We start from the raw sequence: 15,555 nt of genomic DNA, 5'->3' as shown, positions 1-15,555 counted from the left end.
GTGGCTTATACGCCGGCCTTGGCCAGTGCCGCGGAGACGATCTGCTGGGCTTCCTGCTGGATGAGGTCGAGGTGCGCGTCGCCCTTGAAGCTCTCCATGTAGATCTTGTAGATGGACTCGGTGCCGGAGGGGCGCGCCGCGAACCAGCCGTTCTCGGTCACCACCTTGAGGCCGCCGATGGCGGCATCGTTGCCCGGCGCCTTGGTCAGCTTGGCGATGATGGGCTCACCCGCCAGGGTGGAGGCTTCTACCAGTGCCGGATCCAGCTTGGAGAGCACCGCTTTCTGGGCGCTGTTGGCCGGAGCGTCGATACGGCGATAGCTGGAGCGGCCAAACTTGGCTTCCAGTGCGTCGTAGTGGGCCTGCGGATCCTTGCCGGTCACCGCCAGAATTTCCGCAGCCAGCAGCGCCAGAATGAAACCATCCTTGTCGGTGGTCCAGACGGTGCCATCTTTGCGCAGGAAGGAGGCGCCCGCGCTCTCCTCGCCGCCAAAGCCGAACTCGCCGCTGTAGAGGCCATCCACGAACCACTTGAAGCCGACCGGCACCTCTTTCAGGGTGCGGCCAATCTCACCGGCAACCCGGTCAATCATGGAAGAGGAGACCAGCGTCTTGCCAACGGCTGCATCGGCAGACCAGCCGGTGCGATGGGTAAACAGATACTGGATTGCCACCGCCAGATAGTGGTTCGGGTTCATCAGGCCGGACTTGGTGACGATACCGTGACGGTCGTAGTCAGGGTCGTTGCCAAGGGCGATGTCGAACTTGTCTTTGAGGGCAATCAGGCTCGCCATGGCGAACGGGCTGGAGCAGTCCATCCGGATCTTGCCATCTTTATCCAGGGTCATGAAGGAGAAGGTCGGGTCGACCTTGTAGTTCACCACCTCGATGTTCAGGCCGTAGGTCTTGGCGATGACGTCCCAGTAGGCGACGCCGGAGCCGCCCAGCGGATCGACACCGATCTTGATGCCTGCATTCTTGATGGCGTCCATGTCCAGCACATTCTTCAGATCATCCACATAGGGGGTGACATAGTCGTGCTCGACCACGAACGGGCTCTTGAGCGCCTCGGCGAACGGCATCCGCTTCACGCCGGCCAGACCCGCTTCCAGAATGGCGTTGGCGCGGTCCTCGACCCACTTGGTGATCTCCCCTTCAGCGGGGCCACCATGGGGTGGGTTGTACTTGAAGCCACCATCTTCCGGCGGGTTGTGGGACGGAGTGATCACCACGCCGTCGGCGCGCGCGGCAGGCTTGCCCGCGTTATGGTGCAAAATGGCGTGAGAGATGACCGGGGTCGGGGTAAAACCGAGGCCAGCCTGAATGCGGGTTTCAACACCGTTGGCCGCCAGCACTTCGACGGCGCTGGCAAAGGCGGATTCGGACAGGGCGTGAGTATCCATGCCGACAAACAGCGGGCCAGTGATACCGGCCTGCTGGCGATACTCCACCAGCGCCTGGGTCACCGCCAGAATATGAGATTCGGTAAAGGCGCTATGCAGGGCGCTGCCACGGTGGCCGGAGGTACCGAAGGCCACCCGCTGCTCGGGGCGGCTCATGTCCGGCTTGTTAAGGTAGTAGGCGCTGACCAGACGGGGGATGTTGGTCAGATCGCTTAAACGGGCCGGTTGACCGGCGTGGGAATGCTGAGCCATGGCATTTTCCTTGCGTAATGGCGGCCTTGCCGGGCAAGGCCTGAGTCTTGAAGAATCGTTAAATTGCGCCACACACTTGCGCGATCACCTCTTCGCCATAGCCCATGCTGGCCATCAGCTGGGCCACCATATTCTGCTTGCGGCTGGTGTTGGTATTGGTGATCACCCAGAACGGGGTCTCCGGTACAGGCTTGGGCTTGGTGGTGCTGCCACTGGCGCGCAGAGCCTCGGGATCCTGCGAGAAATAGACGCGCTTGCGCCCCTTGATTTCGGTGGCCTGGGTAAAGCCTTCCGGGTTATCCCGGTAGAGGGTACTCAGCACCAGCATAAAGCGGTTGATGGACTTCTCTTCCTTTTGCAGCTCACCGGAATCGAGCAGGGCTTGCAGCCCTTGTTGGGTGGCTACCGCACTGGGCTGCGCGACGGCAACGGGCTCGGCAACCGGCACACGTTGGTTAGCAGGCTGTTCCAGCAGACGGCGCAGGATATCGGAGGCACTCTCACCAATGTGCCGGGTCTGGCTGGCGATATAGAAGTAGAGATCGTCATCAAGCTCGATGGTTTTCATAGGGATGCGCTGGACTCGTCGAAATTCGGATGCGGCGATTATACATAGGCAAACCCGACAGCCCAAGCAAGGGGCTGGCAGATGTACATGAATCTCATCGAGAATACGGCATAATAGCGGCCCAAGTGTGTGATCAGCCGCACTGATAGCCGATCCGGACGGGATTTTTTAGAAAAAAAACCACATTTATTCCCCATCCGTTGGACGAAATCCTTTTCTTTCCAGTGCGTTAAATAAAACAGCGATACGCACCCACGACCGACAAGGTGTCATTTTGCAACAAAATAGCATATTGAACTTCAAGGAGCAGGGTCAGGGACCGGCCGCCATTCTGATCCACGGGCTGTTTGGCAGCCTCGATAACCTGGGCCTGCTGGCCCGCGCCCTCGGCGAGCACTATCGGGTCATCAGCGTCGATCTGCGCAACCACGGCGTCTCGTTTCGCAGCGACGACATGAGCTATCCGGCGCAGGCCGCTGACATACTCGCGCTGATGGATCACCTTGGGCTGGATCAGGCGGCGATAGTCGGTCACTCCATGGGGGGCAAGGTCGGGATGCAGCTTGCCAAGCTGGCGCCCGCGCGGGTGAGCCGGCTGGTGGTGGCCGACATGGCGCCGGTCGCCTATCCCCACTCCCGCCACCAGAATGTCTTTGCCGGACTCAACGCCACACTGCGCACGCCGCCGCAAAGCCGCAGTGAAGCGGAAGCCATGCTGGCACAGCACATCGAGATCGCCGGGGTACGCCAGTTCCTGCTCAAATCCTTCGCCAGAGGCGAGCATGGCTGGGGTTGGCGCTTCAATGTGCCCGCCCTTGAGCAAAACTACGCCAACATCATGGGCTGGCCAGCGGATGAACGCCGCTTCGAGGGGCAGGTGCTCTTTATCAAAGGGGGGGATTCTGACTATATGCAGCCCCAATACAGCGAGACGGCACTGGCCCAATTCCCGGCGGCAAAGGTGCGTATCATCGCGGGTACCGGCCACTGGCTGCATGCGGAAAAACCGGCTCTGTTCAACAAATTGGTTGTGGATTTCCTGTCGACAGGCGGTTAACAGTTTCAAATCCTTTGTGATATAGTGCGCCCGTCATAAGGAGTGTGCGCAATCCATGCTAAGTGAACATATCGACCTGATCGAAAGTTTGGGCCTCAAGTTATTCTTTGTGGCCATTTTCATATTGATTGGCCTGGCCATTCAGGACGTGCTCAAGCGCGGCAACGTGCCCCGTTTCGGTCGTTTTATCGTCTGGTTGGTACTGTTTCTGGGTTGTGCGGGTTTTGTCGCCAAGGGGCTGATCGAACTGGGCTGGGAAGGCTCAGGACTCGGCTAACTTATTTTCATCTGTGATGTATGGCCAAACAGCAAACTGATCGAACAACACTGGATCTGTTCGCAAATGAGAAGCGCCCCGGCAGGCCAAAGACCAATCCACTCCCCCGCGAGACCCAGCTCAAGATCAACAAGCGTAACCAGCTTAAGCGCGATCGGGAAAATGGGCTGAAGCGGGTAGAGTTAAAGGTGGAGGCCGAGTTGCTGGAGCGCCTGAACCAACTTGCGTTACAACAGAACATCAGCCGAGCCGAGCTGATCCAATCTATCCTGAAACAACAGATTGAGTCCGCCTTTGCGGTGGACATTGCAGTCTGAGCGTTGAGCATTAACACCAAATACGGGTAACTAAACACTATGGCAAGTGTAGGTCTGTTTTTTGGCAGCGATACCGGTAACACCGAAGCTGTCGCCAAGATGATCCAGAAAGAGCTGGGCAAAAACCTGATTGAAGTCCGTGACATCGCCAAGAGCAGCAAGGCCGACATCGAGAGCTTTGATCTGCTGATGTTCGGCATCCCGACTTGGTACTACGGCGAAGCCCAGGCCGACTGGGACGACTTCTTCCCCGATCTGGGCGAAATCGACTTCACCAACAAGCTGGTCGCCATCTTCGGTTGCGGTGATCAGGAAGACTATTCCGAGTACTTCCTCGACGCCATGGGCACCCTGCGTGACATCGTCGAAGCCAAAGGCGCCATCATCATCGGTCACTGGCCGACTGCAGGCTACGAGTTTGAAGCCTCAAAGGCACTGGTCGATGACAAGCACTTTGTCGGTCTGGGTATCGATGAAGATCGCCAGCCGGAGCTGACTGCCGAGCGCGTCAAGGGCTGGTGCAAGCAGCTGCACGAAGAGATGTGCCTGGGCGAGCTGGAGTAATCCACCTCCCCCTCATACCTCTGACAACAAGGGCCCCGAAGGGGCCCTTGTTGTATCTGCTTGTTGCGATGCCTGCCTTTATTCTTCCCTGTTATTCACCTCTGTGCTCCGGTTTGGCCCGCACATAGAGGGTGCGCTTGACCTGCGCCACCAGCTCGCCGCTCTTGTCTTGCACCGTCACCTCGAATTCGGGGAAGTGCTTGTTGCCACCTTCGGTCGCCGCCACGATTTCGGCCAGCTTGCCCTCGGTCAGGTTAAACTCGGCCACCAGCTTGCCCTTGCCCGGCTTGATGTAGTTGATGCTGCCCGCCTTGTCCCAGACGTAGTAGCGATTCTTGAAGTAGCCCATCAGCATCAGCGGATAGATGGGGTCCGTCATGGCAAACATGCTGCCGCCAAACTGGGTGCGGTTGGCGTTCTTGTTCCACCAGCGGGATTTCAGGGTCACCCGACAGTAGCGAAAGTCATCGCTCAGGGTCTCTATCTTGATACCAGCGCCCCAGAAGGGGGGCCAGGCGTTGAGTGCGCGGCGCACCCAGGCCGCATTGTCAAAAAGCCAATCCATGGATCTCATCCGACCAGAATATGAAAGTTACATCTTATCAACATCTGCCATGCCAGCAAGTCGGACGACACGATTGATTATTTCAATCCAACCGGCCCTTTATGGCTAAACCCATTGAATTGCTGGGTTTATTTTTAGGGAGGCTACGACCTATAATGACAGGCCAAGCGAGTTCAAGGTTGCCATTCCTGCGGCAGTCCATCAGAATAACCCCACCTTCGAGAATGCGAATAAGTAGAATATGGCAGACAACAACCAAGCGTTAAAAAAGGCCGGGCTCAAGATCACCTTGCCCCGGGTCAAAATCCTGGAAATCCTGCAACAGCCGGACTGCCAGCACACCAGCGCCGAAGATCTCTATAAACGACTGATCGACCTGGGTGAAGAGATTGGTCTCGCTACCGTCTATCGCGTTCTCAACCAGTTTGATGATGCCGGTATCGTTACCCGTCACCACTTCGAAGGTGGCAAGTCGGTATTCGAGCTGGCCACTCAGGAGCACCACGACCACCTGGTTTGCCTCGACTGCGGCAAGGTGATCGAGTTCTCCGACGAAGTGATCGAACAGCGTCAGCGCGAGATCGCCAAAAAATTCAATATCCGTCTCACCAACCACAGCCTCTACCTCTACGGTCACTGTGCTACCGGTGAGTGCAAGCACGACGAATAAGTCGGCCGCGACTTGCAGATAACGAACAATAAAAAAGCCAGCTGATGCTGGCTTTTTTATTGTCCGGCGAAGGCCGCTGGCAGCACACAGGGCAGGGTCTCCCCTGCCCCATCGGCTTAGCCTTCTACCTTTCCCCAGGAGTCGCGCAGGGCAACGGTGCGGTTGAACACCAGATGTTCCGGGCTGGAGAGCTTGTTGTCGGCGCAGAAGTAACCTTCACGCTCGAACTGGTAAGCCTGCTCCGGCTTGGCGTTCTTGAGCGACGCCTCAACACGGGCTCCCTCGATGATCACCAGGGATTCCGGATTCAGGGCGGCTTCGAAGTCATCCTCGGCGCCCGGGTTCGGCACCTTGAACAGACGGTCGTAAAGACGCACTTCCGCTGGCAGGGAGTGAGTGGCGCTGACCCAGTGGATCACCCCTTTCACCTTGCGGCCATCGGCCGGATCCTTGCCCAGAGTCTCGGGGTCGTAGGAGCAGTAGATGCAGGTGACCTTGCCATCGGCATCTTTCTCGATGCTCTCGGCCTTGATCACATAGGCATTGCGCAGACGCACTTCCTTGCCCAGCACCAGACGCTTGAACTGCTTGTTCGCCTCTTCTTTGAAGTCCGCTTCGTCGATGAAGATTTCACGGGTGAAATTCAGCTCGCGGGTACCCATCTCGGCATTGCTCGGGTGGGCCGGGGCAGTCAGCACTTCGTCGGCAGCCAGGTTCTCGATGACCACTTTCACCGGGTGCAGCACGGCCATGGCGCGCGGTGCATGCTCGTTGAGGTCTTCGCGGATGCAGGCTTCCAGCATGCTCATCTCGACGATATTGTCCTGCTTGGTGACGCCGATGCGCTTGCAGAACTCACGGATGGAGGCCGGGGTGTAACCACGACGACGCAGACCGGAGACGGTCAGCATGCGCGGGTCATCCCAACCATCGACGTGCTTTTCGGTCACCAGCAGGTTCAGCTTGCGCTTGGACATGACGGTGTATTCGAGGTTCAGACGAGAGAACTCGTACTGACGGGGGTGGCAGTCGATGGTGATGTTGTCCAGCACCCAGTCGTACAGACGACGGTTATCCTGGAACTCCAGGGTGCAGATGGAGTGGGTGATCCCTTCCAGCGCGTCCGAGATGCAGTGGGTGAAGTCATACATCGGGTAGATGCACCACTTGTCACCGGTCTGGTGGTGGTGGGCAAACTTGATGCGGTAGATAACCGGATCGCGCATCACCATGAAGGGGGATGCCATGTCGATCTTGGCGCGCAGGCAGGCGGTGCCTTCGGCGAACTCGCCGTTCTTCATCTTGGCAAACAGCGCCAGGTTCTCTTCCACGCTGCGATCGCGGAACGGGCTGTTCTTGCCGGCTTCAGTCAGGGTGCCACGGTACTCGCGCATCTGCTCGGGCGTCAGCTCGTCCACATAGGCCAAACCCTTTTCAATCAGCTCGATGGCGTAGCCGTGCAGCTTGTCGAAATAGTCGGAGGAGTAGCAGATCTCGCCGTTCCACTGGAAGCCGAGCCACTGTACGTCCTGCTTGATGGACTCTACGTACTCGATATCTTCCTTCACCGGGTTGGTGTCATCGAAACGCAGGTTGCACTGGCCCTGATAGTCGCGGGCGATGCCGAAGTTCAGGCAGATGGATTTGGCGTGGCCGATATGGAGATAACCGTTCGGCTCGGGCGGAAAACGGGTATGCACGCTGCTGTGCTTACCGCTGGCCAGATCTTCATCAATGATCTGACGAATAAAGTTAGTTGGGCTGTTCGCCTGACTCATGGCTCACCTCAAAAAAGCGTCACTGGCGGAAGTTGTGCCGGCTGGCACCCTCATCCCCCCGCCGTCAAGCCGGGTATGATCCCTTATTACGGGCGCTGTCTCAACCTGAATTTGGCACTTCCGGGCCATTTCCCGGCCATTGCACCGCTAAAAACGGCGTGGCTTGGCACATTGCACACTAAATGCATAAAAAAGCCCCGCACGAGGCGGGGCTGAAAGTGATGAAAAACACAAAACAGACAATTACACACAACAAAGGCTCACACGCACAGTCAACCTTTCCCAAACCCGATGCGCCATCGCCCTTGGGAAAGGCGGGTCTTGCGACCCACCTCATGTTAACGGTTGACTGCTATCAGTTCAGTTCGGTGACACGGCTGGTGCGCTTGCCATCGAAGCTGGTGGTTCGCAGGTAAACCTTGCCATTCACGCTCGGCTTGGCCGCGGCGTCATAGGCACTCCAGTTGGTACCGTCCAGGCTGTACTGGATGGGCAGACCCGGCAGATCCACGTTCGCTTCCAGCACACCGTTCACTACCTTGGCACCCGGTACGGAGAGGCGGTATTCAACACCGGCCTGATCCAGTTTCGGCAGCACGCGCTGACCCAGTACGTTGGCAAACTGGTTCCACTCTTTGTTGAGGGTGGCCTTGTTGACGAACTTGGTCTCGCCGGAGAACTCGCGACCCTTCACATAGTTCAGCTCAAAGCCACCTTTGTGCCAGGCACGCTCGGCCACGGAGAAGATACGCGGGTAGACCATGTACTCGTACTGAGCATCGGTACGCACGGTTTCACTCCACTGCTGACCGGAGATCCCCTTGAACTTGACCGGATCCTGGTCACCCTTGGCCACGAAGGCGTTGCCGTCGCGGTCAACCGAGGTCTCGGCGTTCTGCGGCAGGTTTTCCGGGGCGAAGGCGAACACCTTGCGGGTGTCGTTGAAACGGGTTGCCCAGTAGTAGCCACGCTCGGCCGGGTGTACTTCGTTCGGGAAGTCGAAGTAGAGGTAATCCGGGTTGGACAGCACCACTTGGTAACCCTTGTGGGCCCACTTCATCGCTTCGTTGAAGCCACCCCAGTAGAGGGTTTCCCAGAAGTTGACACGGGTGTTGTCGGTGGCGAAGTCCTTGGCACCGCTGGCGTACTTCAGACCATCTTCCCACGCCTGCAGGGTAGAGAAGCCGCGGTCTTTGACCATCTGGCCCACTTCCTTGGCGAAGTAAACCGGCAGCTCGCCCACTTCCTTGATCTTGCCTTCGTCGATCATCTTCTGGCACATCGGGGACTTGCCAAACGGCTTGTCCTGCTTGCTGGAGTCGACGTTGCCTTTCCAGGCGACCAGCTCTTCTTTCTTGGTGACGGCCGGATCCTGATAGCCACCGCCCTGCATGATGTTCTTAGCCTCATCACCACCGTAGTGCCATGCGGTCAGTGGCTGACCGGCGGCCTGATGCATCTGGGCAACTTCATCCATTACCTTGGCCACGAAGGTGGCAGCACCTGGCTGGCAAGGGTTGATGAAGGACATCTTGTCGTAGAACTGGACGGAGGTGACGTTGGAGGTGTCAGCCGGATCAGTCAGACGGAACTGGTTGGCTTCCGCTTCTTTGCCTTCCGCCATCAGACGCTTGTAGCGCGCTTCCATGGAGACCACGGCAGCACGAGCGTGGGCCGGCATGTTGATCTCGGGGATCACGGTCACACCGCGGGCCTTGGCATAACGCACCAGATCCACGTAGTCAGACTTGCTGTAGAAACCGGAACCCTGGTTGTCGCTGGTCGGGCCGGAACCCAGTTGCGGCATCAGGCACTTGGTTTCGGACTCGTCGTGGCAACGCTGGCTACCGACCTGAGTCAGCTCCGGCAGACCCGGGATCTCCAGACGCCAGCCTTCATCGTTGGTCAGGCCAAGGTGCAGCACGTTGAGCTTCATGGCAGACATCTGGTCAACCAGCTTCTTCATGGTATCCAGACTGCGGAAGTGACGGGCCACGTCGGTCTGCATGCCACGGTATTCAAAGCGCGGCGCATCCTCGACGGTCATCGGGCTCACCAGCTTGTCATCAACACCCAGCAGGGAGATCAGGGATTGTGCACCCCAGAATGCCCCGTCGATGTCGCGACCCTGGATCACGGTGCCCTTCTGACCGATGGTCATGTCATAACCTTCAGCCTGCTTGAGCTTGCTGCCGAGCTTGATGGTCACCGGGTAGCCGGTGTCGGAGAGGGTAACACCCAGCTTGGTCAGTTGAGCCTTCAGGGCCTCGGCGCGATCGCTCGGCAGATCCAGGGCATTGAGTTTGATGGTAGAGAAGTCAACCTGCGGGCCAGCTTTGACTACCTGCTTCATCGGGGTCGGCAGGATCTGGTTGTCAATCTTGCCAGCCGGCAGCAGGGTGCTGGTCTGGTTGGCCGCGAAACGGGTTTCGCTGTTCATCAGGATGTTCTTGTCATCCTTGGTGCGCTTCCAGCCATCGGCCGGCATCGGCTTCTCGTAGGTGCTGGCATCATTGATGTTGCTCATGCTGGCCAGTACTTTCGGCTCGGCACCTTCGCTGGCGACATACCAGTTCGGCATGATGTCAGATTCGAACAGTACCCAGTATTCCACCACCAGCGGCACTTCGACCGTGGCATCCTTGGCAAAGCCCTGGAACTTCTCGGTTGGCGTCAAACGATAGAGATCGCCGGTCAGGTGAGTGATGGTGAACTGGTCGTTGTCCACACGCTGGATACGACGGATGGAGGAGACGTAGATGCTCCAGTCTTTGGAGGTCACGTCCGCACCGGTATTGGTCAGGTGCAGCTTGGCAACGCCACAGCTCGCCCACTCGGAACCCAGCGCCTGGCAATCGAGGCCGGCACCGGCACCGTCGTTGGTGACCACTTCATACTTGACCACCAGGTTGTTGGCGAGGGAGTCGACCACGGCCTGCTTGGCGGCATCGGCTGCCTGGACCTGGCTGACGAAAACGGTAGACATGGCAATGGCTAACAGAGAATGTTTCAAGTTCATAACTGCTGCTCTCATTTGAAGTAAAGGTTGGATTTTCTTGGCTTTTTTATATGGGGCCCCTGAGCGGGGCCCTTAGTTATGTCAACAATGGACTTAGACTTGAGGTGAGCGAGTCGCTCGATTAACGCAGGGCTTTCATCTCACCGGCGATGATTTCGGCCAATGGGCCCAGAATCACCTGCAGGTTCTGCTCACCGAGTTTGACCACACCGGCCGCACCCAGGGCTTTCAGCTTGCGCTCATCGACGATGCTGCGGTCTTTCAGAGTCAGACGCAGACGGGTGATGCAGGCATCGATGGAGACCAGGTTCTCTTGACCACCCAGCACTTCCAGGTATTGCTTGGCCAGCTCGGTACGGTTGGTAGATTGAGCGGCAGCCGGAGCAGTATCTTCGTCATCTTCACGACCCGGGGTTTTCAGGTTCAGCTTGGCAATCACTACGCGGAACACGGTGTAGTAGAGGCCGAAGAAGACCAGACCCTGAGGAATCAGCATGTACCAGTTGGTCGCCAGCGGGTTACGGCTGGAGAGCACCATATCCACCAGACCGGCACTGAAACCGAAACCGGCCATCCACTGCATGGAGGCAGCGATGAACACGGAGATACCGGTCAGCACGGCGTGGATGACATACAGTACCGGCGCCACGAACATGAAGGAGAACTCGAGCGGCTCGGTTACACCGGTGAAGAAGGAAGCAAAGGCAGCTGCGATCATGATGGAAGCAACTTTCTCTTTGTTCTCTTTCTTGGCGGAGTGATAGATGGCCAGAGCGGCACCCGGCAGACCGAACATCATGATGGGGAAGAAGCCAGCCTGGTACATACCAACCACGCCTTTCACCTGCTCCAGGCTCTTGCCAGCGGCCAGAGCGGCATCGATGGTAGCCTGACCACCCAGGAAGTTCGGGATGTCGTTGATACCGGCCACGTTGAACCAGAACACGGAGTTCAGGGCGTGGTGCAGACCGATCGGGATCAGCAGACGGTTGAAGAAGGCGTAGATACCGGCGCCGGTAGAGCCCAGGCTCACGATGGACTCACCGAAGGAGACCAGACCACCGTAGATTGCCGGCCATACGGCCATCAGGATGAAGGATACGACGATCATCACTACGGAGGTTACGATCGGTACCAGACGACGACCGGAGAAGAAGGAGAGTGCCTTGTGCAGCTCGACGCTGCTGAAGCGGTTGTACAGCTCAGCGGCGATAACACCACACAGGATACCCACGAACTGGTTGCTGATCTTGGCAAACGCGGCAGGAACCTGCTCCACCGGGATGCTCTTGATCTGGGCCACAGCGCCCGGGCTCAGCAGGGTGGTAACGACCAGGAAGCCGACCAGACCTGCCAGAGCAGCAGAACCGTCTTTATCCTTGGACATACCGTAAGCGACACCGACTGCGAACAGTACGGACATGTTATCGATAATGGCTGCGCCCGCTTTAATCAGGAAGGCAGCCAGCGCACTGTCACCACCCCAACCATTCGGGTCAATCCAGTAGCCAACCCCCATCAGGATCGCGGCGGCAGGCAATACCGCTACCGGCACCATCAGGGCACGGCCGATCTTTTGCAAATAACCGAGAATGTTCACGGTTCCTCTCCTTAGTTAATGTTTTTCTAGAAATTAAGTGCTTATCACGTTTGACGCATAAGCCATCAAGGCTTGATTGGCAGTCTAGGGCTTTTATTTCGCTGCGCAAATTAATAAACCGATAATCGTGATCGTTATCACCCAAACAAGATAAAGGTGGTGGATAGATGTGGCTTAGTTCGCAATCTTTATTTACGCTATAAAACAACTTGAATCCGTCTTAGCCAATTGCCACCGCCAAACCGGTCGCAACCCGACACAGAGGTATCCCATATGCGCCTGATCCCGTTGAAATCTGCCAGCCAAGTAGGCCTGTGGTCTGCTCGTTACATCGTTGACCGCATCAACGCGTTCAAGCCGACCAGCGATCGCCCTTTCGTACTGGGCCTGCCCACCGGTGGCACCCCGCTCAACACCTACAAGCGCCTGATCGAGTTGCACAAAGCCGGTGAAGTGAGCTTCCAGAACGTGGTCACCTTCAACATGGACGAGTACGTCGGCCTGCCGGAAGATCACCCGGAGAGCTACCACAGCTTCATGCACAACAACTTCTTCAGTCACATCGACATTCGTCCCGAAAACATCAACATCCTCAACGGCAATGCCGAGGATCTGGTGGCCGAGTGCAAGCGCTACGAAGACAAGATCAAGTCCTACGGCAAGATCCACCTGTTCATGGGTGGCGTGGGTAATGACGGCCACATCGCATTCAACGAGCCGGCCTCTTCCCTCTCCTCCCGCACCCGGGTCAAGACCCTGACCGAAGACACCCGTATCGCCAACTCCCGCTTCTTCGGTGGCGACATGGAGCAGGTGCCCAAACTGGCCCTGACCGTGGGTGTCGGCACCCTGATGGATGCGGAAGAGATCATGATCCTGGTCACCGGTCACGGCAAGGCACTGGCCCTGCAGGCCGCCGTGGAAGGCAGCGTCAACCACATGTGGACCATCTCCACCCTGCAACTGCATCCGAAGGGAATGATGGTGTGCGACGAGCCCTCTACCATGGAGCTCAAGGTCAAGACCGTTCGCTACTTCCAGCAGCTGGAAGCCGCCAACATCGGCCGTCTGTAAGGAGTCGTCATGTACGCATTGACCAACTGCACCCTCTATACCGGCAGCTGCGTGCTGACCGGCTACGGGGTGCTTATCGAGGGCGACAAGATTGTCGCCATCTCTCACCTGGCCGAACTGCCTGCGGGCATCGAGCAGATTGACCTCAAAGGCGCCAACCTGACCGCCGGTTTTATCGATGTGCAGCTCAACGGCTGTGGCGGTGTGATGTTCAACACCGACATCACGGTCGAGACCCTGGCAACCATGCAGGCGGCCAACCTCAAATCCGGTACCACCAGCTTCCTGCCGACCCTGATCACCAGTCCGGATGCGGATATGAAGCAGGCCGTTGCGGTCACCCGTGACTACATGGCGGCACACCCCAACGAGGTGCTGGGCGTCCATCTGGAAGGGCCTTACACCAACCTCAAGCGCAAGGGGATCCACCCTGCCGCTCAAATTCGCCAGCCAGCGGACGAGATGATCGACTTCTTCTGCGCCAACGCGGATGCCATCACCAAAATCACCCTGGCACCGGAGCGCAACGAGCCGGCCCATATCCGCCGTCTGGTGGAAGCTGGGATCCTGGTCTCGGCCGGTCACACTGCCGCCAGTTACGATCAGGCCATGGCCGGGTTTGATAACGGTATTCGCTTTGCGACCCACCTCTACAACGCCATGACCCCGACCCTCAACGGTCGCGAGCCGGGCGTCGTGGGCGCCATCTACGATCGCAAAGATGTCTACGCGGGCATCATCGTCGATGGCCACCATGTGCACTGGGCCAACGTGCGTCTGGCTCACAAGGCACTGGGGGAGCGACTGGTGCTGGTCACTGATGCCACCGCGGCAGCCGGTGCACCGGAAGGCTTTGAGAAATTTGATTTTTGTGGCACCACCGTCTTTTTACGCGATGGTCAGTGTGTCGACGAGAATGGTACACTCGGCGGTTCCTCCCTCACCATGATTGAGGGGGTGGAAAATCTGGTCAAGCAGGTCGGATTACCGCTCGATGAAGCACTGAGAATGGCCAGCCTCTACCCCGCTCGCGCCATTGGATGGGACTCACGTCTCGGTAGTATCCAGGTCGGTAAAGTTGCCAACCTCACTGTCTTCGATCAGGACTTCACGGTCCGTGGGACCGTGGTTAACGGACACTACACACAACAGTGACATCATGACTGGCGGACAAATAGCAAACGTAGATCTTATCAAGCAGGTCAACAGTGCAGCCGTATATCGGCTCATCGACCTGCAAGGCCCCATCTCCCGGGTCAAGATTGCCGAGTTGAGTCAGCTGGCCCCGGCCAGCGTGACCAAAATAACCCGGCAACTGATCGAGCATGGCCTGATCAAGGAGACCTCTCCGCAAGCCTCAACCGGCGGGCGGCGTGCCATCTCCCTGACCACCATCAAACATCGCTTTCAGTTTGTCTCTGCCAAGCTGGGCCGCGGCTACCTGCAACTGAGTCTCTATGACCTCGATGGCAAGGAGCTCGACCAGCACGTCATTCAGGTGACCGAGATCGACCAGCAACCCGTAGTCGACATGCTGCTGCGAGAGATTGGCGCCTTTATCGATGCCAACCGCGAACGTTGTCGCAACCTCATCAGCATCGCGCTGACCATGCCGGGTCTGGTCAACCCGGAATCCGGTATGGTCATCTACACCCCCAAGTACCAGATCCGCAATCTGGGACTGGCGAAGCTGCTTGAGAACCACTTCAACCTCCCCTGCTATGTGGGCAACGACACCCGCTCACTGGCGCTGGCCGAACACTTCTTCGGCGAGTCCCGCGACTGCATGGACTCCATTCTGGTGAGCGTCCATCAGGGGACGGGCTCGGGGATCATCACCAAGGGTCAGGTGTTCCTCGGTCAGAACCGCAACGTCGGCGAGATCGGCCATATTCAGGTCGAGCCGCTCGGCAAGCGCTGCCACTGTGGCAACTTCGGCTGCCTCGAAACCATCGCCTCCAACGAAGCGATCATCGACAAGGTGAAGGAGCTCATCAGCCGCGGTCACCAGAGCGCGCTGCAGGAGAAACACATCACCATCCAGGAGGTGTGCAAGGCGGCGTTGGCGGGCGATGAACTGGCCCGCAGCGTGATCGAGAACGTGGGTGAGCATCTGGGACGGGCGGTGGCCATCACGGTCAACCTGTTCAACCCGCAGAAGGTGCTGATCGCCGGCGAAATCACCGCCGCCGAAGAGATCCTCTTCCCGGCCATCCGTCGCTGCGTCGAGCATCAATCCCTGCCGAGCTTCCACCGTGGCCTGCCCATCGTGAAAGCCCGCTTCCAGAACCAGCCGACCTATGGCGGCTTTGCGCTGGTCAAGCGCGCCCTGCTGGAGGGAGATCTGCTGCAGATCATCATGGAGCAGAAGTAAGACACTGATCTTGCGAGATAACAAAACGGCAGCCAGT

14 protein-coding genes are annotated in these 15,555 nt (G+C 58.0%); 8 read left to right on the top strand and 6 right to left on the bottom strand.

Annotated features, from left to right (window positions below):
• Nucleotides 1-5: 5 nt before the first annotated feature.
• Both pgm and seqA read right to left on the bottom strand, forming a co-directional pair.
• The gene (gene pgm, locus ACB035_RS01620) at nucleotides 6-1,655 is read right to left on the bottom strand and encodes a phosphoglucomutase (alpha-D-glucose-1,6-bisphosphate-dependent) (protein ID WP_371166514.1); all 1,650 of its coding nucleotides are present in this window, start codon (nucleotides 1,653-1,655) and stop codon (nucleotides 6-8) included.
• Nucleotides 1,656-1,713: 58 nt separating this feature from the next.
• Nucleotides 1,714-2,223 carry a replication initiation negative regulator SeqA gene (gene seqA, locus ACB035_RS01615; protein WP_198303957.1) on the bottom strand — a complete coding sequence of 170 codons (510 nt, stop codon included), beginning with the start codon at nucleotides 2,221-2,223 and terminating at the stop codon, nucleotides 1,714-1,716.
• 292 nt (nucleotides 2,224-2,515) lie between these two features.
• On the opposite strand from seqA, the gene ACB035_RS01610 reads away from it, so the two are divergent.
• From ACB035_RS01610 to fldA, 4 genes are read left to right on the top strand one after another with little or no spacing between them, the layout of a single operon-like run.
• Nucleotides 2,516-3,280: an alpha/beta fold hydrolase gene (locus ACB035_RS01610; RefSeq protein WP_371166546.1), complete on the top strand. Its 765-nt coding sequence runs from the start codon at nucleotides 2,516-2,518 to the stop codon at nucleotides 3,278-3,280.
• A 55-nt stretch (nucleotides 3,281-3,335) separates the two neighbouring features.
• The gene (locus tag ACB035_RS01605) at nucleotides 3,336-3,557 is read left to right on the top strand and encodes a DUF2788 domain-containing protein (RefSeq protein ID WP_005334296.1); all 222 of its coding nucleotides are present in this window, start codon (nucleotides 3,336-3,338) and stop codon (nucleotides 3,555-3,557) included.
• Nucleotides 3,558-3,577: 20 nt separating this feature from the next.
• Nucleotides 3,578-3,874, top strand: coding sequence for a LexA regulated protein (gene ybfE / locus ACB035_RS01600; protein WP_005334297.1), 297 nt, complete (start codon nucleotides 3,578-3,580; stop codon nucleotides 3,872-3,874).
• A 39-nt stretch (nucleotides 3,875-3,913) separates the two neighbouring features.
• Nucleotides 3,914-4,438: a flavodoxin FldA gene (gene fldA, locus ACB035_RS01595; protein WP_005334298.1), complete on the top strand. Its 525-nt coding sequence runs from the start codon at nucleotides 3,914-3,916 to the stop codon at nucleotides 4,436-4,438.
• A gap of 91 nt (nucleotides 4,439-4,529) precedes the next feature.
• On the opposite strand, the gene ACB035_RS01590 is transcribed toward fldA, so the two are convergent.
• Nucleotides 4,530-5,003: a DUF4442 domain-containing protein gene (locus tag ACB035_RS01590; protein ID WP_005334300.1), complete on the bottom strand. Its 474-nt coding sequence runs from the start codon at nucleotides 5,001-5,003 to the stop codon at nucleotides 4,530-4,532.
• A gap of 241 nt (nucleotides 5,004-5,244) precedes the next feature.
• Here ACB035_RS01590 and fur point away from each other — a divergent pair, with 241 nt between their 5' ends.
• Nucleotides 5,245-5,673 (top strand): ferric iron uptake transcriptional regulator, encoded by a 429-nt coding sequence (fur, locus tag ACB035_RS01585; protein ID WP_005334301.1) that lies wholly within the window; start codon nucleotides 5,245-5,247, stop codon nucleotides 5,671-5,673.
• 116 nt (nucleotides 5,674-5,789) lie between these two features.
• Here the strand turns inward: fur and glnS are convergent, their stop codons facing one another.
• The 3 genes from glnS to nagE form a co-directional block, all read right to left on the bottom strand.
• A complete protein-coding gene (gene glnS, locus ACB035_RS01580; RefSeq protein WP_371166513.1) occupies nucleotides 5,790-7,451 on the bottom strand; it encodes a glutamine--tRNA ligase in 1,662 nt (553 codons plus the stop codon).
• A gap of 355 nt (nucleotides 7,452-7,806) precedes the next feature.
• On the bottom strand, nucleotides 7,807-10,470 hold the full coding sequence (locus ACB035_RS01575) for a beta-N-acetylhexosaminidase (protein ID WP_005334304.1): 2,664 nt from the start codon (nucleotides 10,468-10,470) through the stop codon (nucleotides 7,807-7,809).
• Nucleotides 10,471-10,591: 121 nt separating this feature from the next.
• Nucleotides 10,592-12,070 carry an N-acetylglucosamine-specific PTS transporter subunit IIBC gene (nagE, locus tag ACB035_RS01570; RefSeq protein WP_021231106.1) on the bottom strand — a complete coding sequence of 493 codons (1,479 nt, stop codon included), beginning with the start codon at nucleotides 12,068-12,070 and terminating at the stop codon, nucleotides 10,592-10,594.
• A 273-nt stretch (nucleotides 12,071-12,343) separates the two neighbouring features.
• On the opposite strand from nagE, the gene nagB reads away from it, so the two are divergent.
• The 3 genes from nagB to ACB035_RS01555 are packed head-to-tail and all read left to right on the top strand — an operon-like array spanning nucleotide 12,344 to nucleotide 15,518.
• Nucleotides 12,344-13,144 carry a glucosamine-6-phosphate deaminase gene (gene nagB / locus ACB035_RS01565; RefSeq protein WP_005334308.1) on the top strand — a complete coding sequence of 267 codons (801 nt, stop codon included), beginning with the start codon at nucleotides 12,344-12,346 and terminating at the stop codon, nucleotides 13,142-13,144.
• A gap of 9 nt (nucleotides 13,145-13,153) precedes the next feature.
• Nucleotides 13,154-14,299 (top strand): N-acetylglucosamine-6-phosphate deacetylase, encoded by a 1,146-nt coding sequence (nagA, locus tag ACB035_RS01560; protein WP_021231107.1) that lies wholly within the window; start codon nucleotides 13,154-13,156, stop codon nucleotides 14,297-14,299.
• Nucleotides 14,300-14,303: 4 nt separating this feature from the next.
• Nucleotides 14,304-15,518 carry an ROK family protein gene (locus ACB035_RS01555; protein WP_005334312.1) on the top strand — a complete coding sequence of 405 codons (1,215 nt, stop codon included), beginning with the start codon at nucleotides 14,304-14,306 and terminating at the stop codon, nucleotides 15,516-15,518.
• Nucleotides 15,519-15,555 lie beyond the last annotated feature (37 nt).

It is taken from the genome of Aeromonas sp. S12(2024) (genome assembly GCF_041402305.1).
Classification (GTDB): domain Bacteria; phylum Pseudomonadota; class Gammaproteobacteria; order Enterobacterales; family Aeromonadaceae; genus Aeromonas; species Aeromonas veronii.
This window is presented reverse-complemented; position numbering and strand designations above follow the sequence as displayed.

What these genes read in the sequence shown, in the direction of transcription:
- pgm (WP_371166514.1), bottom strand. Translation starts at nt 1,655, where the DNA reads ATGGCTCAGCATTCCCACGCCGGTCAACCGGCCCGTTTAAGCGATCTG.
- seqA (WP_198303957.1), bottom strand. Translation starts at nt 2,223, where the DNA reads ATGAAAACCATCGAGCTTGATGACGATCTCTACTTCTATATCGCCAGC.
- ACB035_RS01605 (WP_005334296.1), top strand. Translation starts at nt 3,336, where the DNA reads ATGCTAAGTGAACATATCGACCTGATCGAAAGTTTGGGCCTCAAGTTA.
- ybfE (WP_005334297.1), top strand. Translation starts at nt 3,578, where the DNA reads ATGGCCAAACAGCAAACTGATCGAACAACACTGGATCTGTTCGCAAAT.
- fldA (WP_005334298.1), top strand. Translation starts at nt 3,914, where the DNA reads ATGGCAAGTGTAGGTCTGTTTTTTGGCAGCGATACCGGTAACACCGAA.
- ACB035_RS01590 (WP_005334300.1), bottom strand. Translation starts at nt 5,003, where the DNA reads ATGGATTGGCTTTTTGACAATGCGGCCTGGGTGCGCCGCGCACTCAAC.
- fur (WP_005334301.1), top strand. Translation starts at nt 5,245, where the DNA reads ATGGCAGACAACAACCAAGCGTTAAAAAAGGCCGGGCTCAAGATCACC.
- glnS (WP_371166513.1), bottom strand. Translation starts at nt 7,451, where the DNA reads ATGAGTCAGGCGAACAGCCCAACTAACTTTATTCGTCAGATCATTGAT.
- ACB035_RS01575 (WP_005334304.1), bottom strand. Translation starts at nt 10,470, where the DNA reads ATGAACTTGAAACATTCTCTGTTAGCCATTGCCATGTCTACCGTTTTC.
- nagB (WP_005334308.1), top strand. Translation starts at nt 12,344, where the DNA reads ATGCGCCTGATCCCGTTGAAATCTGCCAGCCAAGTAGGCCTGTGGTCT.
- nagA (WP_021231107.1), top strand. Translation starts at nt 13,154, where the DNA reads ATGTACGCATTGACCAACTGCACCCTCTATACCGGCAGCTGCGTGCTG.
- ACB035_RS01555 (WP_005334312.1), top strand. Translation starts at nt 14,304, where the DNA reads ATGACTGGCGGACAAATAGCAAACGTAGATCTTATCAAGCAGGTCAAC.